This is a genomic window from Halomonas nitroreducens (genome assembly GCF_003966155.1).
Classification (GTDB): Bacteria; Pseudomonadota; Gammaproteobacteria; order Pseudomonadales; family Halomonadaceae; genus Halomonas; species Halomonas nitroreducens.
This window is the reverse complement of record NZ_RXNS01000019.1, coordinates 70,426-89,174: the sequence shown is the minus strand read 5'-3', so window position 1 is coordinate 89,174 and position 18,749 is coordinate 70,426. Positions and strand designations below refer to the sequence as shown.

17 protein-coding genes and 1 other RNA gene are annotated in these 18,749 nt (G+C 65.2%); 9 read left to right on the top strand and 9 right to left on the bottom strand.

The features are described 5' to 3' along the window. Positions 1–103 precede the first annotated feature (103 nt). Entirely contained in the window at positions 104–325 is a 222-nt protein-coding gene (locus tag EKG36_RS21130; protein WP_425459610.1) for a DUF6538 domain-containing protein, read from the bottom strand. 78 nt (positions 326–403) lie between these two features. Next, positions 404–500: signal recognition particle sRNA small type (gene ffs / locus EKG36_RS17475), an RNA gene on the bottom strand. A gap of 237 nt (positions 501–737) precedes the next feature. Here ffs and EKG36_RS17470 point away from each other — a divergent pair. The 3 genes from EKG36_RS17470 to EKG36_RS17460 all read left to right on the top strand — a co-directional run bounded on the left by EKG36_RS17470 (position 738) and on the right by EKG36_RS17460 (position 4,975). Beyond that, entirely contained in the window at positions 738–1,961 is a 1,224-nt protein-coding gene (locus EKG36_RS17470; RefSeq protein WP_126486438.1) for an ATP-grasp domain-containing protein, read from the top strand. Between the two features lie 46 nt (positions 1,962–2,007). Beyond that, entirely contained in the window at positions 2,008–4,044 is a 2,037-nt protein-coding gene (locus tag EKG36_RS17465; RefSeq protein WP_126486436.1) for a hypothetical protein, read from the top strand. A gap of 175 nt (positions 4,045–4,219) precedes the next feature. Then, positions 4,220–4,975, top strand: a complete 756-nt coding sequence (locus EKG36_RS17460) for a TlyA family RNA methyltransferase (protein WP_126486434.1) — start codon at positions 4,220–4,222, stop codon at positions 4,973–4,975. Between the two features lie 6 nt (positions 4,976–4,981). On the opposite strand, the gene mscK is transcribed toward EKG36_RS17460, so the two are convergent. Next, positions 4,982–8,452, bottom strand: a complete 3,471-nt coding sequence (gene mscK / locus EKG36_RS17455; protein WP_126486432.1) for a mechanosensitive channel MscK — start codon at positions 8,450–8,452, stop codon at positions 4,982–4,984. 104 nt (positions 8,453–8,556) lie between these two features. On the opposite strand from mscK, the gene EKG36_RS17450 reads away from it, so the two are divergent. The 5 genes from EKG36_RS17450 (at position 8,557) to EKG36_RS17430 (ending at position 11,556) form a co-directional block, all read left to right on the top strand. Next, positions 8,557–9,600 carry a phospholipase A gene (locus tag EKG36_RS17450; RefSeq protein ID WP_126486430.1) on the top strand — a complete coding sequence of 348 codons (1,044 nt, stop codon included), beginning with the start codon at positions 8,557–8,559 and terminating at the stop codon, positions 9,598–9,600. A gap of 74 nt (positions 9,601–9,674) precedes the next feature. Continuing rightward, positions 9,675–10,031: an ElaB/YgaM/YqjD family protein gene (locus EKG36_RS17445; protein ID WP_126486428.1), complete on the top strand. Its 357-nt coding sequence runs from the start codon at positions 9,675–9,677 to the stop codon at positions 10,029–10,031. Next, complete coding sequence (locus EKG36_RS17440; protein ID WP_126486426.1) at positions 10,031–10,429, top strand: phage holin family protein; 399 nt, start codon at positions 10,031–10,033, stop codon at positions 10,427–10,429. The genes EKG36_RS17445 and EKG36_RS17440 overlap by 1 nt, the downstream gene beginning before the upstream one ends. Next, a complete protein-coding gene (locus EKG36_RS17435) occupies positions 10,413–10,709 on the top strand; it encodes a YqjK-like family protein (RefSeq protein ID WP_185827598.1) in 297 nt (98 codons plus the stop codon). Before EKG36_RS17440 ends, EKG36_RS17435 begins: the two co-directional genes overlap by 17 nt. A 112-nt stretch (positions 10,710–10,821) precedes the next feature. Further along, entirely contained in the window at positions 10,822–11,556 is a 735-nt protein-coding gene (locus EKG36_RS17430) for a ParA family protein (RefSeq protein WP_126486422.1), read from the top strand. 4 nt (positions 11,557–11,560) lie between these two features. Here the strand turns inward: EKG36_RS17430 and EKG36_RS17425 are convergent, their stop codons facing one another. The 3 genes from EKG36_RS17425 to EKG36_RS17415 all read right to left on the bottom strand — a co-directional run bounded on the left by EKG36_RS17425 (position 11,561) and on the right by EKG36_RS17415 (position 14,689). Continuing rightward, positions 11,561–12,532 (bottom strand): CHAD domain-containing protein, encoded by a 972-nt coding sequence (locus EKG36_RS17425; RefSeq protein WP_126486420.1) that lies wholly within the window; start codon positions 12,530–12,532, stop codon positions 11,561–11,563. 68 nt (positions 12,533–12,600) lie between these two features. After that, complete coding sequence (locus EKG36_RS17420) at positions 12,601–13,266, bottom strand: DUF4396 domain-containing protein (protein ID WP_126486418.1); 666 nt, start codon at positions 13,264–13,266, stop codon at positions 12,601–12,603. 241 nt (positions 13,267–13,507) lie between these two features. After that, positions 13,508–14,689: a BaiN/RdsA family NAD(P)/FAD-dependent oxidoreductase gene (locus tag EKG36_RS17415; protein ID WP_126486416.1), complete on the bottom strand. Its 1,182-nt coding sequence runs from the start codon at positions 14,687–14,689 to the stop codon at positions 13,508–13,510. Positions 14,690–15,072: 383 nt separating this feature from the next. On the opposite strand from EKG36_RS17415, the gene EKG36_RS17410 reads away from it, so the two are divergent. Continuing rightward, a complete protein-coding gene (locus tag EKG36_RS17410; RefSeq protein ID WP_126486414.1) occupies positions 15,073–15,942 on the top strand; it encodes a helix-turn-helix transcriptional regulator in 870 nt (289 codons plus the stop codon). Between the two features lie 111 nt (positions 15,943–16,053). Here the strand turns inward: EKG36_RS17410 and EKG36_RS17405 are convergent, their stop codons facing one another. The 3 genes from EKG36_RS17405 to EKG36_RS17395 form a co-directional block, all read right to left on the bottom strand. Next, positions 16,054–17,235, bottom strand: coding sequence for a pilus assembly protein TadG-related protein (locus EKG36_RS17405; protein ID WP_246007559.1), 1,182 nt, complete (start codon positions 17,233–17,235; stop codon positions 16,054–16,056). A gap of 71 nt (positions 17,236–17,306) precedes the next feature. Continuing rightward, positions 17,307–17,798 (bottom strand): TadE/TadG family type IV pilus assembly protein, encoded by a 492-nt coding sequence (locus EKG36_RS17400; protein ID WP_126486410.1) that lies wholly within the window; start codon positions 17,796–17,798, stop codon positions 17,307–17,309. Positions 17,799–17,823: 25 nt separating this feature from the next. After that, positions 17,824–18,636, bottom strand: coding sequence for a tetratricopeptide repeat protein (locus EKG36_RS17395; RefSeq protein ID WP_246007558.1), 813 nt, complete (start codon positions 18,634–18,636; stop codon positions 17,824–17,826). Positions 18,637–18,749: the final 113 nt, after the last annotated feature.

Sequence of the window (18,749 nt, the reverse complement as noted above, 5' to 3'; positions counted from 1 at the left end):
GGGATGGTCAGGCTCATCGGAGGTGCCATCTTCTGAAGGATGGCTTCCTTCCGCTCTGCGGGGTAACGCATGTTGATCACCTCTCAATCCGTTTAGGTGACAACTACGCTGACAGATAGGGACTGCGCCCAATGGCTGCTGACACCTCTAGTAGCAACGACGCTGCTTTGAGCACCGCTTCTCGCTTGGAGCGCGTTCGCAGAGATCGCTTGATCACTTTTTGACCAACACGCTGCTGCGCGTCAGGAGGAACGACGATGCGAAAATACCAAACCCCGTGGGGGGATCGGTGAAGATAGGCGGGAGATTTGCCAGAGGTTCCCACGATTTTTGTCCTCCCATTTTGTCCAATTGGGAGGCCAGCTTCAGGAAAACTCTTTTAAAAACAATAGGTTGGAGGCAGCCCCGACAGCCACATCCCGGCACACGCGTCCACCACTACCGTTGCTCCCTTCCGGGCCTGGCGGGGTTTGCGGTTTAGCGTTGCGGGAGGACCGACGGGGCCACCACAGCGGGCGCAGAGTGCGCCGAAGTCGACGTTGGATCAAGCACTTGTCGAACGCCGAGCACTATACCAAGGAGGCGTGCCCCGAGCAAGGCACGATTGCCAGGGCGCCCTCGCCGCGTTGACCAAGGATGTGAGGACCGTCCCTCTGATGTAAGGTGAGAGATGGTTCATGCTTCCCACCCCGGACGGTAGCGGGAAGCTTTCCACATTTCCGAACAGGAGGCACACCATGAAAAAGGATCCCAACAAGGGCTATATCGCCCTGCTTGGCTGGAGCCTGAATGCCATCGAAGCCGCCGAGAACTTCGATCGACGCTATGTCGTGGTGGCGCCCGACTGGGCGGAAGACTACTGCAAGCAGCACGACATCCCCTATGTCTCCTGGAACTTCGAGCGCCTCAACGACCGCTCCATGGAGATTGCCGAGACCCTCAAGGAGATGGGCGTCAACGTGGCGATTCCGCTGTTCGAGGAAACCGTGGAATGGGCCGGCGCGATCAACTCGGTGCTGCTCGACAATCCCCGCCTCTACGGGCAGTCGCTGCTGCTGCGCGACAAGGCCCTGATGAAGCGCCGCGCCCAGCTGGGCGGGATCCGCGTCGGCATCTTCGAGGAGGCCCACGACAAGGAAGACGTCATCCGTTTCCTCAAGCGGGTCAACCAGACACTGCTCAAGCTGGATGGCGACCCCAACGACCCCATCCATCTCAAGGCCTTCGACAAGGCCGGCTGCCTCGGCCACCGGGTGATTCGCACCCCCGACGAGGTCGATACCATCCCCGAGGAGGAATTCCCGGTGCTGATGGAGTCTCACCTGGACGGCTGGGAGTTCGCGGTGGAGGCGTGGATCCACAACGGCAAGATCGCCTTTCTCAACATCTCCGAGTACGTGACCCTGGGCTACTCGGTGTTCGTTCCCGCCTCGCCGGAACTGGAGAAGTACCGTCCCCAGATCACGGCCCAGATCGAGAAGCTGATCAAGACCTTCGACATCGAGTTCGGCCTGATCCATCCCGAGTACTTCGTCACCAGCGACGGCGAGATGTACTTCGGCGAGGTCGCCTATCGGCCGCCCGGGTTCAAGGTCTTCGAGCTGCTGGAACGGGTCTACGGTTTCAATGCCTACCAGGCCAGCATGCTGGTCTTCGATCCCAAGACCACCGTGGACGATGTCAAGGCCTTCTTCCCGAAGGAAGTGGTCGATGCCGACGGCTTTGCCGGCTGCTTCGGGGTCTACCCGCGCCGGCGGGTGGTCAGCCGCCTGGAGATTCCCGAGGAGGTCGAGGAGGACCCCTACTTCGAGTCCCACGAGCTGGCCTCGCCCATGGAAGAGACGGTCACCAAGCGCACCGCCTTCGGCACCCACTGGGGCCTGGTGTACTTCAAGGGCGACGACCCGCATCGCCTGCGCGATCTTCTCAAGCATCAGGAAGAGCTTGATTTCTATGTCTGAAGGGGGCGTCATGAGGTACATGACAGCCTGACGACGAGGAGTCGGCGTGACGACGCAACCTGACGATCAACGTGGAAGCGAGGCTTCCGCCGCCACGGACAAGCTCACCGGCCTGCTGGTGAAGCTCGACGAGGCCATCGAGCTACTGGCCGCGGCACGAGACTTCGCCAAGCCGGGCAAGCTGCCCCGGGTGCTGGACACGGCCCGCCGGGTGATGCTGCTCGACGGGGGCTGTGCCGCGGTGGAGGCTCGCTCCGAGAGGCTCGAGGCGGCGGGCGTCTTCCAGGGGTCCGACTGGGCGACCCCCCAGTTCCTGGTGCCCTCGCTGACCACCCAGGCGCTGAAGAGCCCCGACGCCAACACCGTGGTGGTGGAGGCGCTGAGCGAACTGCGCCTGCTGGCCGTGGCCAAGGGCGATGTGCTGCATCCCCTGGTCTCGTCCGAGCAGGCCCATCACTACCTCACCCAGGTGATGGCGCTGAACCTGTGGCTGCTGTTCGGTGCCCCCACCGAGGCCGAGCGCGAGACCCAGGGCCGCCTGGCCCAGCTGCCCCGCCAGCTGTTCCAGCACCTGGCAAGACGCATCGGCTACGAACACATCATCGACAAGCTGATCGAGGAGATCTGGCGGATCCTGCAGCAACGCCCGATCCAGGTGGACCCGGTCAAGCAGATGATCACCCAGATCGCCATCTGCCAGGCCAACCCGGACATCGACCTGGGGGCCAGCGGCCAGGGCGCCGACCGCCTGGTCAGCTCGCTGTTCGGGCCGACCCAGGCCTGCCGGGAGGATCCCGGCCTGGAGGTCTACCGCGAGCGCCTGGCGAGCATGGACACCACCGCCCTTCAGGCGGAGGCCACCGGCTTCGCCCGGTCCATGCATGATACCGGCCTGGTCTCGCCCTACCACCCGGTGCTGCTGCGCCACCTCACCGAGCACAGCGATCATCTTATCGCCGAGGCGCTGGGCCTCTCGTCCACCGGGCGCGACTGTCTGCTGTGCTACCGCGACCTGGTGCATGCCCTGATCCGTGCGGGGGTCCACGCCGCCACGCCCCAGGCCGCCTACGGCCTGGCCCTGACGCTTGAGCGTGGCATCCTCTACCAGCCCCCCGTGGCGCCGGCGATGTGGCGCCAGCTGGGGCTGCCGCTCTCGGAATGGTCGCAGCTGCGCCTCAACCTGGCCTTCGGTGAGACGATCTCGCCCCGGGCCCGGCTGCTCGAGGGCGTGCTGTGCATGCTGGGCCTGCCACTGGGGGTCGGCCAGGGCAACAACCCCACCTGCCAGTCGGCACGGGCCCTGTCGATGTGGGCCTACAACGACCCGGACTACCTCCTGCAGATGGTCGCCTGGGCGGCCCGCGACGACGAGATCATCATGCACTTCGAGGGCATGCCGCTGTCCTCCATGGCCAGCCTGTCGGGGGTCTCGGGCGAGTTGCCCATGGACCTGGACCCGGTCTCGCTGATCGTGGTCCCGCACCTGGACCGGATCTATGCCGAGATGGGCCGGCGCTGCATCGGCCGCGAGGGCGACCCGCACCGCTGGGTGAACCCCGAGTTCCACGGCTGGTGGTCGGGCCGCGGCTTTCGCATCAACGTGGACGTGGCCAGCGGCCAGCTGCATGACCTGGACGCCTTCCTGCGCCATTTCTATGCCAGCTACCACCCTTACTACAATGGCAACCAACCACTGATCCACCCCCAGCCGGCGGGCATCGCCGTCACCGACAGCGCCGCTCGCTTCATCGGCTGGCACGCCATCACCCTGCTGCGGGTCAACCTGGATCCCTCGGAGGTGATGCGGGTCTACTTCTACAACCCCAACAACGACAGTGGCCAGGACTGGGGCGATGGGGTCCGTGTCAGCACCGCCGGCAACGGCGAGCGCTTCGGCGAGGCCTCGCTGCCCTTCGAGCAGTTCGCCTCGCGGCTCTACATCTTCCACTATGATCCGCTGGAGCGCGGTGAACTGGCCAAGGTCAGCCAGGAGGAGCTCGACGAGGTGGTCGGTTATCTCCAGCGCAGTTGGGGCGCCGAACGCCTGCCGCCCACCGGGCTGCAGGCCGACGAGGGCCCCTGACCTCCCCCGGCCATTTCGGGCGCCGGGCGCGTCGCTGCCCGACGGCGGGCATCTGGCCGCTCCCGGGAGTCTTCACCTCCGTGCCGATCACAAGCCCGGAGGCGATGCTCCCCGTGTCTCGTGGTAGCCAGACGCTATGGCATAATGCCGCTTTTGCTGCCGCCGGATGGCCCTCATGCCGCGCCTCGACCAACTGCTGCTCAGACGGGGGCTAGCCCGCTCCCGCACCCGCGCCCAGCGCCTGATCCGCCATGGGCGGGTCCGCCGCCTCGACGACGGGCGGGTGCTGACACGCCCCGGGGAGAAGCTGGCCGAGGCCATTCCCCTGGCGGTCGACGAGGATCCAGAGGAGCGCTATGTCTCCCGCGCCGGCCTCAAGCTTGAGGCCCTGCTCGAGGCGCTGGCGCTGGAGCTGACGGGACGGACGGTGCTGGACGTGGGCCAGTCCACCGGCGGCTTCACCGACTGTGCCCTGCACCATGGCGCGGCCCATGTGATCGGCGTGGAAGTGGGCCATGACCAGCTCGATGCCGCCCTGCGGGAGGATGCCCGAGTGACCTGCCTGGAGGGGCTCAATGCCCGCGCCATGCACGACGACACCCGGCTCGCCGCGGCCCTTTCCCGCCACCCGGCAGACATCGCGGTGATGGACGTGGCCTTCATCTCCCAGACCCTGATCCTGCCCGAACTGGGCGCCCTGCTGCCTGCGGGGGGCGAGCTGCTGTCGCTGGTCAAGCCACAGTTCGAGGTCGGTCCCGATGGCGTCAACTCGCGGGGCCTGGTCACCGACAACCGCCGCTACGCTGAGGTGGAAGCACGCATTCGCGAAACCTGCGAGGCCTGTGGCTTTGAGGTCCGCCACTGGCGGGAGAGCCCTCTCCGTGGGGGCGACGGCAACCGCGAGTTCCTGCTCCACGCCCGGCGCCGCTGAGCCGCCTCAGCGGCCACCGTCGCCGCCCGCATCACCGACATCCCCCGGATCCCCCTGGGCGCCGGGCGGCGGGTTGGCGGGTGGCTCAGCTTGAACCCGCCCTCCCTGGACACGCGCCTTGGCGCCATCGGCCCGATGCAGCCAGACATCCAGCTGGTTGAAGGCGATCTCCAGCCCATGCTCGGCGAACAGCTCGCCAATCCGGCCGTTGATCTCGTCGGTGGCGTAGAGTCGATCACCGAGGCTGTTGACGAAGATGCGCAGCTCGAACTCCAGGCGGCTCTCGCCATAGGCCATGAACAGGACCTGGGGCTCGGGGTCGTCCAGGACACGGGGATTGTCCTCGGCCACCTGATACAGCAGCCGCTGGGCCAAGCGATAGTCGGAACCGTAGGCCAGGCCATAGGTCAGGATCACCCGGGTGATGCTGTCCGACAGCGACCAGTTGATCAGCTGGTCGGTGACGAAGGTCTTGTTGGGGATGATGATCTCCTTGCGATCGAAGTCGGTCACCGTGGTGGCGCGGATGCGGATGCGGTTGACCGTCCCCGTGAGGTTGCCCAGGGTGATGGTGTCGCCGATGCGCACCGGGCGCTCGAAGAGAATGATCAGCCCCGAGATGAAGTTGGCGAAGATCTCCTGAAGGCCGAAACCCAAGCCCACGCCCAGGGCGGCCACCAGCCACTGCAGCTTGCTCCAGGACACCCCGAGAGTGCCCAGCGCCATGACCACCCCGGTGCCGACGATGGTGTAGGAGAGCAGCGAACTGATGGCATAGGCACTGCCCTGCTGTAGGTTCAGTCGCGACAGCACCATCACCTCGAGCAGGCCCGGCAGGTTGCGCGCCATGATCAGCGTCAGAGCCACCACCAGCAGGGCCACGATGACATCGCCAACCGACACCGCGCCGCCCACCAGGTCGGCGCCCTCCTGGCCTTCGCCCCCGAGCAGCATGACCTGGTCGAGATAGCCGAGCACCGTCAGCAGGTCGGACCAGACGAAATAGATCACCAGAAGAAAGCCAATCATCAGGATCAGCTTGGAGAGTCTCAACGACTGCTGGTTGACCTGCTGCATGTCGAGCGGAGGCTCCTCGACGACATCCGCCCCATGATCGCCATTCTCCTGGGCCAGAGCACGACGCCGCGCCACGGCGCGTCGATAGGCCAGCCGCCGCGCCGCCACCGCCAAGCCGCGCACCACGGCGGCCTCCAGCAGGATCCAGACCCCCAGCAGGTAGAGGGTGATCACGAAACGCCCCAGCAAGCTCAGTGCCGTATAGGCATAGCCATAGACGACCAGTCCGCCCAGCACCACCGGCACCAGGGCCATGAGCAGTCCCAGCACCAGGCGGAACAGCTTGACGCCGAAGAAGGGCGTGTGGGCGAAGATCAGCTTGGCCAGGGACACGCTCATGCCGATCAGTCCCGCCAGCAACAGCGTCATCGCCAGCGGCCGATGGTTGAGGTTGATCTCGGCATCCCGGGCCAGGGTGCCGACCATCAACACCGGCACCAGCGCCACGGCCAGCCAAAGCAACCACCAGCGCAACCGGGTGGCATAGCCGGCGGGCCAATAGAAATGGCGGGTCGCCACCCCTTCGGGCACCAGTAGCCGGCGTGCCCAGGCGATCACCGCCCAGGTCAGCGATAGCTGCAGCAACGCCCAGCCGACCCCTACCGCGATCCCCTGCCCCCCCAGCGTCATCACCAGGCCCAGGGTGACCAGGCACAATGGCCCCGGCAGGGCCAGCATCAGGTTCAGCGCCAATGCCTGGGGGGTATGTCCCTGGCTATCCGCCCGCAGGTGACCGACCTCGTCATAGAGGCGCTTGAGCCGGCGCCGGATCGGCCGACGCAGCGCCAGCAGCACGCCCGCCAGCAGCAGCACCGGCGAGGCCAGCAGGGCCCCGGCATCGGGTAGGGTCCAGTGCCTCGGCAGGGCCTGGCGCCACTCGCCCTCCCGCCATTCGTCGACCAGATGGCTCGGCAACCGCTTGAGCCAGGTCAGGTCGAGGGGCTGGGCGTTGGCCACCCAGAACAACTGCTCGTTGATGGTGTCCCGTAGCGAGCGACTCGTTTCCAGCAGCTGTTGCTGGCTAAGCTGCAGCTCGATGGCGGCGCTGAGCATCTCGCCGTAGGTCGGCTCGAGCTGGTCGAGCAGCTCGCGACGGGCTTGCAGCAACTGCTCCAGGGGCTCGACCAGCGCTGGGGACGCCTCTGCCTCGGCATCGGCCAACCGCTCCCGGGCCAACTCCTCGGCATCCTTGAGTTGCTCGCGCTGGCGCTCCAGCTCGAATTGCTTGAGGCGCAGGTCGGCGATCTCGTCTTTCAGCCCACTGCGTACCTCCACCTGGGGCAGGGCCCGACGCTGTTCGCGAAGGATGCGTGACAGCAGGGTACTGCCCCGGATGGCCTCGACATGCTCGCTCAACCCCCGCTGGAGCTGACGCACCCGATCGAGCTGGCGACGCACCTCCTGGCTCTGCCGCACCAGATCGTTGGCGCGACTGGTGACCCGCAACAGTTCCAGGCTCAGCTCCCGGTTGGCCTGCTGGGCCTCGACGATGAGCGGATGCTGCGCCACGCCCTCCGGCTCGTCGCGCACCGCCCGGGCGATCGCCTGCTCCGACTTCTCGCGCCGCTTGCTGTCGAGCTGACGCTGCAGGGTCAGCACATGGGCCTCCTGACTGGCCACCCGCCGCCGCAGCAGCTCTCGACGCTGCTGGGCCAGCTCGCGCAGCCGGGAATTGGTGGCCAGCTCGCGCTGATGGAGTTTCAGGCGCTGCTCGGCCAGGGCCTGCTCGATCCTCAGCTGGACCCGACGCGGGTCTTCCTCGGCGACGCCGCGTGCCGCCAGCTTCTCGCGCTCGGCCCGATGTTCCTCGATGCGGCGGGTGGCCTCGGTGATGGCCTGCTGGGCCCGCTCGGGAAGGGTCTGGGTGCCGAGCAGTCGTGTCTCCACCTCGGCCAGTCGATCCTGGGCGTCCTGCAGGGTATCGGAGGCCTCGGCGAGGCGATTCTCCAGCTCGCTCAGCTCCAGGGATTCGAGTTCCTCCAGGGAGGCTGAAGGCGCCTCCTCCGGTGCCGATGCCAGGGCCCGCTGCAATTCGCGCAGCTCCACCGGCGCTTGATCGACGCGGGCTTCCAGATCGGCCAGCTGTGTCTTGACCGCCTCGAGTTCTTCCAGCCCCTCGATGGCCGCCCTCAGGGCATCGATGTCGCGAGCCGCGGCCTCATCGACGCTCTGGCCTTCCTCGGGGGTGAGCGCGGACAGGCGTTCCTGCAGGGTCTCCTGGTCGGGAAGCGAACGGGCCTCGCCCTGCCCCTGCGCCAGGCCCGACGCCAGACCCGCGATGACCGCGACCAGCAAGAGGCAAACAATGTGAAAGACGAGCGGACGAAGGGCGCGCGGCAATGCGATCAAGGGAACCTCGTCGAAGGCGGAACCATGGGCGATGCCAGGGATTCTCGGCATCCGAGATCGGCATGGCAATCCATTACGGCGCCGGGCGGGCACAGTTGACTTGCCCCGCTGGCGTGGTAGAACGGCATTCTCACCTTCGCCAGGATAGTCTGTCCATGACGCCGCCACGTTACCGCTCCGGACTCGCTGTGGCCCTGCTGGCCGCCGGCCTGGCTCCTCAGGCCCTCGCCCAGGGCGAGGAGGCGCCGAGTGCCGCCGAACGGGAGGCGATCCGGGAACGCATCCAGTCCCTGGAAGCCGAACTCGAGGACTTGCGCGGTCAGCTGAAGGCTGCCGCCCCGGAACCCGCGGCCCTGCCCGCCGCGCCCCTCGAGGAGGAAGAGCTGGAGGAATCGGTGGCCAAGCGTCGACTCCTCGAGGCGGAGTCCAACCGCAACCCGTTCGCCATCACCACCCATCGCCGCAACTACCTGTTGCCGCTCACCTATACCTCGTCGCCGAACGATGATGCCTTCCGCGCCATCAACGACGAGGTCGACCCTGACCGGCTGGAGATGAAGTTCCAGTTCAGCGCCAAGTTCAATCTGGCCGACGACCTGATCTTCGGCAACGGCGACCTGTTCTTCGGCTATACCCAGCGCAGCTGGTGGCAGGCCTACAATGCGGATGCCTCCTCGCCGTTCCGGGAGACCAACTTCGAGCCCGAGGTCTTCCTGGATTTCGCTAACGACTGGTCGCTGGGCGGCTGGACCAACATCCACAACCGCATCAGCCTCAATCACCAGTCCAACGGGCGATCCGACCCCTTGTCGCGGAGCTGGAACCGGGTCATCTGGACCAGCACCTTCATCAACGACGACTGGGCCGTCTCGCTCTCGCCCCACTGGCGGATCCCGGAAGACGAGAGTCAGGACGACAATCCCGACATCCACAAGTACATGGGCTATGGGGACGTCACCGTGGCACGCCGCCTGTTCGGCGACCAGGAGGCCAGCCTGCTGTGGCGAGGCAACCCCGGCAGCGGCAACATGGGCGCCCAGCTGGATTACTCCTGGCCGCTGTTCGGCAAGATCCGCGGCCATGTCCAGTACTACCACGGCTATGGCGATAGCCTGATCGACTACGACAACAGCGTGCAGCGACTCGGCCTGGGCTTCAGCCTCAACCCGCTGTTTTCCAGCGGGACCTTCACCCGCTGAGCAACCGGGGAGGATTACGGCAGGCATGACGACTGCTATGCTGGAGCTGTCATTCACCGTCAGAGGAAGACCCGATGGCCGAGCGCACCTCCCACGCCCAACAAGACAACACTTCCCGCACCCATGAGTCGACGCGGCAGCTGAAGGAAGACCTGCATAACCTCTCCCAGACCGTCGAGGAGCTGGTGAGCGCTACCGCCGATGACTCGCGCAACAATATCAAGGAACTGCGGGCACGCGCCGAACAACGCCTGCAGGACACCCGCTCCCGGCTCGAGGCCCGCGGTGAGCGCGCCTATCACGATGCGCGAGACTCCGTGACCCATCAGGCCGACGCCTGTGACCGCTATGTTCACGACAACCCCTGGACCAGCATCGGCATCGGCGCCGCCGTGGGTGTGGTGGTCGGCATGCTGATCGGACGTCGCTGATGGCGGGGAGCCAGGGACCGGCTCAGCGACTGCTCGGGGCCGGCAAGCGGCTGCTGTCCAGCCTGCTGGCGACCGGCGAGACGCGACTGCGTCTCGCCGTGCTGGAACTCGAGGAAGAGCGTGCCCGGCTGGTGACGATCGCCCTGCTGGCCGGTCTCAGCCTGATCCTGCTGTTGCTCGGGCTGGGTACGCTCACCACCCTGATCATCGTCGTCTTCTGGGAAAGCCACCGTCTCACCGCCATCGGCGTAAGCGCCGCCGTGCTGTTGCTGGGGGGCATGCTGCTGGCGGCCTGGGTGATGCGCATGGCCCGGCAACGCACCCTGCTGGCGAGCACTCTCAAGCACCTGGCCCTCGACCGTGAACTGGTGGAGAAGCACCGTGACCCGGAACGCTGAGCCCAGCCGGCACGAACGCAAGGCGGTCCTCGAGGCCACCATCGAGCAGCAGCGGGTGGACCTGCTGGTGGCCACCGATCGCTGGCAGGCGGCGGCCCATCCGCTGGATGCCGGCTGGCAGGCCGTACACCGCTATCGGGTGCCGATCCTGGTAGCTGGCGGGCTGCTACTGCTGCCGGTCGCACGGCATCCGGGCAGCGTGACCCGGCTAGGAAGAAAGGCGCTCGTTGGCGCCCTCGCCCTGGACCGGCTGCGTCGCCTGCTGACCCGCTTTCGCTGAGCCGGCCGCGGTCTGCCCCTATCACGGCTCCGTAACCTACTGATGTTTCAGTCCTGTTATGATGGCGTGACGACATTGTCGTTATCGCGATCATCACCGGGGAGCGGACTTCATGCGCATGCTGGCCCTCTACAGCATCAAGGGCGGCGTCGGCAAGACGGCCTCTGCCGTCAACCTGGCGGCCGAGGCTGCAAGGGCCGGGAATCGCGTGCTGCTCTGGGACCTGGATCCCCAGGCGGCCACCAGCTACTACCTGCGCGTCAAGCCGCGCATCCGCGGCGGGGTGGACAAGCTGGTCAAGGGCAAGGCCTCCTTCGACAAGGTGATTCGCCGCACCGAAGTGGACAACCTGGACCTGCTGCCGGCAGCGCTAGCCTCGCGCGAGATGGACGAACTCCTCGCCAAGCGCGGCAATAGCCACCTGCGCCAGATCCTCAAGCCCATCCGGCGCGACTACGACCTGGTCATTCTCGACTGCCCGCCCAGTCTGTCGCACCTGTCGGAGAACATCTTCTCCAGCGTGGATGCCTTGCTGGTGCCGGTGGTCCCCACGGTGCTGTCGCTACGAACCCTGGAGCAGTTGCAGGACTTCCTCGACGGTCACGACATACCCTGCACCCTGTGGCCGTTCATCACCCTGGCCGACCGTCGCCGGGTCCTGCATCGCGAGATCATGGCGACCATGCACGAGCGCTGGCCACTGATGCTGTCCCAGGGAATCCCTTCGGCCAGCGTGGTCGAGCGCATGGGCCTGGAGCGCCGACCGGTGCGTGACTTCGCTCCCCGCAGCCCGGCCGCCCGGGCCTATGCCGCCCTGTGGCAGGAGCTCACCCAGCGACTGCGCTGATGCTTCAGCTCGCCTCGCCGCGCATCGCCGCCCTGGCCGCGTCCAGGCGGGCCGACAGCGCATCCATGCCCGAGGTCCCGGCGCGATCCACGGCTATCTCGTAGTGAGCGAGCAGCCGCTGGCGATTGCCACGGGCCAGTCCCAGAAAGCCGCGCAGGTGGCGCGGCGCCGAGGCCCGGGCCGGATCCCCGCGTGCGGCCCGCAACAGCCGATCGACACTCTCCTCACCGGCATGGGCGGCGACGACCTCGCACAGGGCCGACTCGCGAACCATGTCATCGTGAAGCACGCCATAGGCATCCTGGAAGGCCTTCATGGCCTTCTCGGCATCCTTGCAGGCCGGCGATGCCTCCTTCCATGGCCGCAGCAGGTAGCGGATCCGCTTGCCGGTGATCCGCGGACGATGCAGCGCCTCGCGCTCCTCCGCCGAGCCGATCGCCGACACCTCGCCGACCAGTTGCTCCTGCAGGGTCGCCAGCTCCCGGGCACTGGCCTCGCCGAAGCTGAGCCGGTTGGCCTTGCCACCCGGCAGCGACGAGAGGACGCGACGCAGGCGCGTCTCGAGGGCCGGAAAGTCGGCCGCCAGCGTGCTGCACGCCGAGGCATAAGCGGCCTCGACCTCGGCCTCGAGGCGAGCCCGCCACCAAGCGACGGCGCCCCGCTGGTCGGCGGGCAGCGCATCCCGCTGGCTATCGAGCCAGGCCAGCATCACTTCGCCATCCCGGGCGGCGTTGGTCGCCTTCGCCAGGTCACGGAGCTGCCGGCGCAGCGGCTTGGGGACCTTGATCCCCGGATACCCCCGGTAGGCCTTGAGCCAGGAACGCAGACGTCGAAGGGCCACGCGAAAATCGTGCAGGCCCTCGGGGTCTTTCGGGTCCAGAGTGCGTGGCTGCGCCGCCCGGGCCTCGTCGAGCAGTTCCTCGGCGGCCCTCGCCACGACCGTCCCCAGTGGCTGACGATGAAGTGCCTTGCCCATCTCGCCTCCTCCCTCGATCATCGCGGTCCCCGACCATGATAGCGCCCGGACGACGCGGCAGTCCGCTGTCAGCCATGGGCATGGCGGGTGTGTCGCGGATCCATCATGCCCTCCTTGACCCCATAGTGAAGCAGCAGAAGGTTGATCGGGTAGGCCGCGACCAGCCCGCAGGTCAGCGAGACGATCAGCGATGACCAGAAGCGGATATCCCCCAGACCCGCGCCACCGGCTAGGGTGAGATCGACCCCGATGGCGACGATCTCCATCATGGTGATGCTCGGCGTCTCCGACAGCACGGCATCCCACACCGCCTTGCCGAACGATTCGCCGCCCTGGACCAGGGGGCCCACGGTCAGCACGAAGCCGGCGATATAGGCGAAGGCGAAGGTGATGGCCGCGGTCCAGAGATTGCCGAGGGCGAGCACGCCGACCGCCAGCAAGAGGCCGATGATCTCGCCCATGCCGCAGCCGGAATAGCAGTGGGCCACCGAGCGAAAGGCACGTCTGAACAGGCTGTCCGTGGCGATCTCCTTGCGGCCCGTCAGCCAATAGATCCACAGCCCCAGGGGCCCCGAGTACAACACGGTAAGTCCCCAGACCAGCTTCATCAGGCTCATCAGGTGAGCATTGTTCCTGCTGAGATCCCTTGCCAGGATAGCCAGGCTGGGAATCGTCAGCCCCGCCCAGGCCACCAGGAACCAGGGACTGGAAATCACGCTGACCAGGTACTCCATGGTCCAGACTCCTTGCGCTTGCGGTTCGTCGCAGCGGCCGGCCCGGATAGCCGTTACCCGGCCTCCAATGCACTTAGCGGAGTAATGACTCCTCGCCTGGCCATGGGGACAGTGCTGTGGCGGGCAGGTTCACGCCGGCCAGCCGAGCGAGTGTCATGGCAACGTCTGGTGAGGGGCGCCTCCCCCGCCAGACGGAAAGCGTCCCCAGCAGCATAGCTGGCTGGCGCCTGCCAGGATAACGCTAGAGTGCCAGGCCGCAGGCCACGCCGGAGGCCCAGGCCCACTGGAAGTTGTAACCTCCCAGTTCGCCGGTGACGTCCAGCACCTCGCCGATGAAGCGCAACTGGGGAAGGCCCTTGACCTCGAAGGTCTTCGACGACAATGCCCGAGTGTCGACCCCGCCCAGGGTCACCTCGGCGGTCCGCCAGCCCTCGGTGCCGGCCGGCTTGAGATGCCAGTCGTTGAGCCGACCGGCCCAGGCCTCGAGCTCGGCGTTGGAGCGCTCGGCCAGGGGGCCATCGCCGCCATGCCACTCGACCAGAGCCTGGGCCAGGCGGCGCGGCAGGTGCTCCCCGAGCCAGGTGGAGATCCGACGCCTGGGAGATTCCCGCCGCGCCGCCAACAGGGCGTCGAAGGCATCGACTCCCGGCAACAGGTCGATGGCCAGGCGGTCACCGGGCCGCCAGTAACTGGAAATCTGCAGCATGGCGGGTCCCGACAGACCGCGGTGGGTGAACAGCAGGGGCTCGCGATAGGTGCCGCCCCGGCAGCGCACTGCCACCTCATGACTGAGCCCCGCGAGTGCCTCGGCCCGCACCTTCCACTGAGAGGTCAGGGTGAAGGGCACCAGGGCAGCCCGGGTCTCGGTCACCGCCAGCCCGAACTGCCGGGCGACGTCATAGCCGAAACCGGTGGCCCCCATGGTGGGGATCGACAGGCCGCCAGTGGCCACCACCACCGCTCCGGCGTCGATGCGCCCGCGCGAGGTCGCCAGGCGCAGGCCCTCGCCGCAGGGCTCCAGCGCCGAGATCGACGTCTTGAGGCTGATCTCGACACCGGCCCAGTCACACTCGGTGAGCAGGATGGCCAGCAGGTCCTTCGCCGAGCCGGCACAGAACAGCTGCCCCGGGGCCTTCTCCACGTGCTCGAGGCCGTGGCGCTCGACCAGCTCGACGAAATGCTCGGGGCGGTAGCGCTTGAGCGCCGAGATGCAGAAGTGCGGGTTGTCGGAGAAGAAGTTGGCCGGTGTGGTGGCCAGGTTGGTGAAGTTGCAGCGCCCACCGCCGGACATCAGGATTTTCTTGCCGGCCTTGTTGGCATGGTCGATCACCAGCACCCGACGCCCGGCATAGCCGGCGGTCAGCGCGCACATCAGTCCCGCCGCGCCCGCGCCGATGACGACCACGTCAAACTGCGAATTCATATGGTTCCTATGTCGTTTGGCTGTCCTGCGGCTCCGCCATGGGCCTAGATCCTCCCCGCAGGGGGTGAGAAGCGCAGCATCCTACCAGAATTAGTCTTGCAATACTTTCTGTGACGGCTACGCTTGTTTCTGTAACTTGTTGTTACATTAACGTCGCCATACAGAAATAATAATTATTTAAACCCATTATAAACAATGGCTTACACAAGAATCCAAATCCCGACAGGACACAAGGCAAATCAAGGAAAAGCTCAATTATAAAACAATCATTTAGCTAATATTTTTTGAATATCTAATAAAGAAATTATCTAACTTACGCTGTTATAGGAAGCGCGCCTGAGAGAAGCGGCGACATCATCGCGGGGAAGCCCAAGGGGGCCTGAATGACGGTACATGACTACCTACTGGTGATTTCGAGAACCCGGAGTGACATTGCCGACCTGGACTATCTGGAACAGTTGAAGCATCGGGGCTATACGGTCGAGTGCCTGCCCCCAGGGCAGGATGCCGTGGAGGTCCTCACCTCCAGGCCACCCTTCGTCGCCTGCTTCCACTACGACTACCCTGACCAGCAGGGGCTCGGTGACCTTCGCAGGGCAAAGCAGGCTGCCAGGTCGGTTCCGCTCCTGATGATCACCCACGCCCACTCGGAAGAACTAGCCATCTGGGCTTTTCGCTCTCGGGTGTGGGACTACTTCGCCGAGCCCCTGGACCTTCAGCGTTTCATGGACGTGGTCAAGACCCTCCATGACCTGAGGCTGGGGACGACGATCACCGAGATGGCCCTCTCGCCGCTGGAACACAGCAACCGGATGCCCAGGGACGCCCGTCTCCACTATGAGGCCCCCTCCACCCAGGAGGCGAAGCTGAAGCAGGCCCTCGATTTCATCGAACAACACCTGGACGGGAGGTTTTCTCAGGCGGATGTCGCCGCTTGCTGTGGACTGAGCGTCTTCCAACTCAGCCGACTGTTCAAGCGCAATACCGGCTATACCTTCCAGGACTACCTGCTGAAGAGACGCATCGAGGAGGCGGTCAGGCTGCTTGCGAACCCCACCGTGACCATCACGGATATCTGCTTTGCCGTGGGCTTTCGCGACCTCTCCTACTTCACCCGTACTTTCCATCGCCAGATGGGACAATCCCCTTCCGCCTATCGCTGTTCGGTCACAGACAAGACATCCCCCCTTCCGTCCTCTTGCCCCTCTTCTCCGACTACGGTCTCCGAGCAGCCGGAACGCTCGGTCAAGTAGGGCGCATCCCACCAATCAACACACCGCTCAAACATATCAGGGCCCATAAAAGTAAAAAGGGCGCCGGTCATACAAGGCAATGACCAGCGCCAAAGGGGCTCTTTTTGCCACTCAATCGACCAGCACGGGTATTCGTGCCAGGACACCGAAGTTCTCCCCTCCCGTCTGCCCCTTGGGCTCATGGACATCGCAGCTGGGCAGGAAGAAGATGCTCATCTTGCGCCAGTCGGCCGAGTCGCCATCCTGGTTTTCCAGGTCGAAGTGGGTGGTGAAGTCATCCCAGCGTGTCTGGCCGTCGGTGCTGGCATTCTCCCAGTCCCCCCGCCATTCGACATCCTCGGAATCCGGCGCCAGGCTCATCCGCTCGGGCGCATAGGTATCGATCTGTGATTCCTGGTTGTTATTGATCACCCAGACGATATGCACGGTGACCGCACCGACCAATTTGTTGGTGGGCGACACTCCGGACTCGCAGTCGATGACCGGCAAGGTCAAAGTCCAGGTCACCTCGCGGTTCGTAGCTTCCACCCAGCAGTCGTAGAAGGCGCCGAAGGCCGACTGCACCTGGCCATTGTTGGTCTCGATGTTCTCCCCATAGTTCAGCTGGTCCGGATTGCCATCGCCACAGACCAGGTCCCGCAACTCGTTGGCATCGGTTGCGCCGTTGTCGCCATGCTGCAGGTTCGTCCAGCCACCGGTCTGGTCGCCCTCGGGGATGAACCGCCCCACGTCACAGGAATAGTTGCCGTCGGGGTCCAGCAATGCCTGCTTGCAAAGGGCGATGGGCTGATCCAGGTCCTGGGGCCGGACGGTGCCGGCGAAGCCGATATAGGCCACCGAGCGAGCCGCCACCTCATAGCCATCGAATCCCAGCACCTTGCCGAAGAACGCCTCCACCTGGGTCTGCTGGCGAGCGGTGACGACCTCCACCGCATTGATGAAATTGGGATTGAGGTCGAGTTCCTCGGTCGTCTTCCCGAATAGGTCCACCGGTTCCAGGGAGGGGTTGGCCGTGAAATTGCGATTTGCGAAGCTCCAGTGCCCCCGCCGGGCACTGAGAACCTCCGCCGAGGTCTTCTGGCTGTCGTTGGCCTCGGCCGCATCGGTGGCAATCTGGTTGGCATTCGGGTCAACGGCGCTGCCGTCATCCGTATACAGCCACCTGGCACCGGCCAATGCCCCCGCATCGGCGGCATTGTGTAGCTCATTACGGGCCACGAAGAGGTTGCCACCATCCACGGCCAGGGCAGTAAAGGCCAGCAGCATAAAGAGCGCCAGGGTCACCAGTACCATGGAAACCCCCGTCTGACGGCGATGCGAGCCTGATCGGTTACACGCGTTTGCAGAACGTCGATTATTCATAGTCACTCCGCTCGCATCACGATAGTGGAACTAAGGTCCAGCACACCTTCCAAGGCATCGATGAAGCCAGGAAGTATCAGGTATTGATAGGGGTAATTGACATTCACGACTAGGTCGTCGCCAGCATCGAAAACCCCATTGGCATTCAAATCTGACCTCTGAACCTGAATGGCCATGTCGGCTGGTCCACCAAGAGAGATAAGAAACTGTTCGGCATAGTCACAAACAGCCGACCGTATCGCCTCATTCTCTGAGTTTGCAGCAACGGTGTCGCACTGAAGATCGTATGTAGCGAAGTCTGGACGCGTGTCTGGACGGAATAGAATCCCCGTTCTCGCCCCTTCCCGACTGGCATTGGTCAAGGTTGCCTTATCGAAGAGCGCGACACTGAACTCGATGATACCGAACAGCAGCAGGAACAGCAGGGTGGCCGAGATGGCAAACTCCACGGTTTCCGAGCCCCGCTGTCGGCGCAGTGATCTTGGCATGGTCATGGTCGACCCCCCCACGGGTCAGTGACTAGTTCGTCGCTGGGGAAACGTTACGCCGCATCAGCTGATTCAGGCTCTCGACGTTCTCTCCGGCGGTGGCATAATAGGCAGGCGACAGTCGCATGGCCTCCTCGAAGAAGCCCATAGCCTGGTCGAAACGCCCTTCCAGCATCGAGATGTAGCCGATATCGTTGTAGGCCTCGGCGCGATCACCATGGCGTGCCACGGCCTCGATGGCGGTCTCGTAGTCGCCCTGCCTGGCGTAGACCAGCCCCAGATTACGCCAGGCGAGTTCATAACGCGGGTTGACGTTCACGGCCTGACGAAGCTGAAGCCTCGCCGCGTCCAGGTCGCCGACGAGATAGTAGGAATACCCCAGGTTATTGAGGACCCGCGGAATCCTGGGGTTGACCTGCAGGGCCTTCTCGTAATGGCGTCTTGCCTGCTCATGCTGGCCTCGGATGTCGGCGATCACCCCCAGGGCGTTGTCGGCCTGCCAGGGGGCGCCGGAGCGGGCCGCGATGGGCGTCAGGTACAGCTCGGCCTGCTCGAAATCGCGCCGCTCCAGCATCAGGACTCCCATGGCGGTACCAGCGCCGGCATGACGTGAATCAACGTCCAGGGCCCAGCGATAGGCCTTCTCGGCCAAGTCGGTGTTCCCTCGACCATGGTGAATGACGCCCACCCGATAGAGCGGGTCCGCCTGGGGGCGACCCTCCATCTGCAGGCCACGCAGATACTCGAAGAGCGCCCGGTCGGCATCGCCACTTCGCAGGGCCGCATCACCATTGCGATAGGCCTCCTCGGGAGACGCCACCGGGAAGGCCGTGCTGTAGGCCACCGACGAATTACCATCACTCAGGGCCCCATAGGGGTCTCCACTGCCCTGCGTTCCCGGTTGAGTCGCACAGCCGCCCAAGGTGAAAAGAAGCAGGAGACCGGCTACGGGAAAAC

What these genes read in the sequence shown, in the direction of transcription:
- EKG36_RS17470 (WP_126486438.1), top strand. Translation starts at nt 738, where the DNA reads ATGAAAAAGGATCCCAACAAGGGCTATATCGCCCTGCTTGGCTGGAGC.
- EKG36_RS17460 (WP_126486434.1), top strand. Translation starts at nt 4,220, where the DNA reads ATGCCGCGCCTCGACCAACTGCTGCTCAGACGGGGGCTAGCCCGCTCC.
- mscK (WP_126486432.1), bottom strand. Translation starts at nt 8,452, where the DNA reads ATGCCGAGAATCCCTGGCATCGCCCATGGTTCCGCCTTCGACGAGGTT.
- EKG36_RS17450 (WP_126486430.1), top strand. Translation starts at nt 8,557, where the DNA reads ATGACGCCGCCACGTTACCGCTCCGGACTCGCTGTGGCCCTGCTGGCC.
- EKG36_RS17445 (WP_126486428.1), top strand. Translation starts at nt 9,675, where the DNA reads ATGGCCGAGCGCACCTCCCACGCCCAACAAGACAACACTTCCCGCACC.
- EKG36_RS17440 (WP_126486426.1), top strand. Translation starts at nt 10,031, where the DNA reads ATGGCGGGGAGCCAGGGACCGGCTCAGCGACTGCTCGGGGCCGGCAAG.
- EKG36_RS17430 (WP_126486422.1), top strand. Translation starts at nt 10,822, where the DNA reads ATGCGCATGCTGGCCCTCTACAGCATCAAGGGCGGCGTCGGCAAGACG.
- EKG36_RS17425 (WP_126486420.1), bottom strand. Translation starts at nt 12,532, where the DNA reads ATGGGCAAGGCACTTCATCGTCAGCCACTGGGGACGGTCGTGGCGAGG.
- EKG36_RS17420 (WP_126486418.1), bottom strand. Translation starts at nt 13,266, where the DNA reads ATGGAGTACCTGGTCAGCGTGATTTCCAGTCCCTGGTTCCTGGTGGCC.
- EKG36_RS17415 (WP_126486416.1), bottom strand. Translation starts at nt 14,689, where the DNA reads ATGAATTCGCAGTTTGACGTGGTCGTCATCGGCGCGGGCGCGGCGGGA.
- EKG36_RS17410 (WP_126486414.1), top strand. Translation starts at nt 15,073, where the DNA reads ATGACGGTACATGACTACCTACTGGTGATTTCGAGAACCCGGAGTGAC.
- EKG36_RS17405 (WP_246007559.1), bottom strand. Translation starts at nt 17,235, where the DNA reads ATGGTACTGGTGACCCTGGCGCTCTTTATGCTGCTGGCCTTTACTGCC.
- EKG36_RS17400 (WP_126486410.1), bottom strand. Translation starts at nt 17,798, where the DNA reads ATGACCATGCCAAGATCACTGCGCCGACAGCGGGGCTCGGAAACCGTG.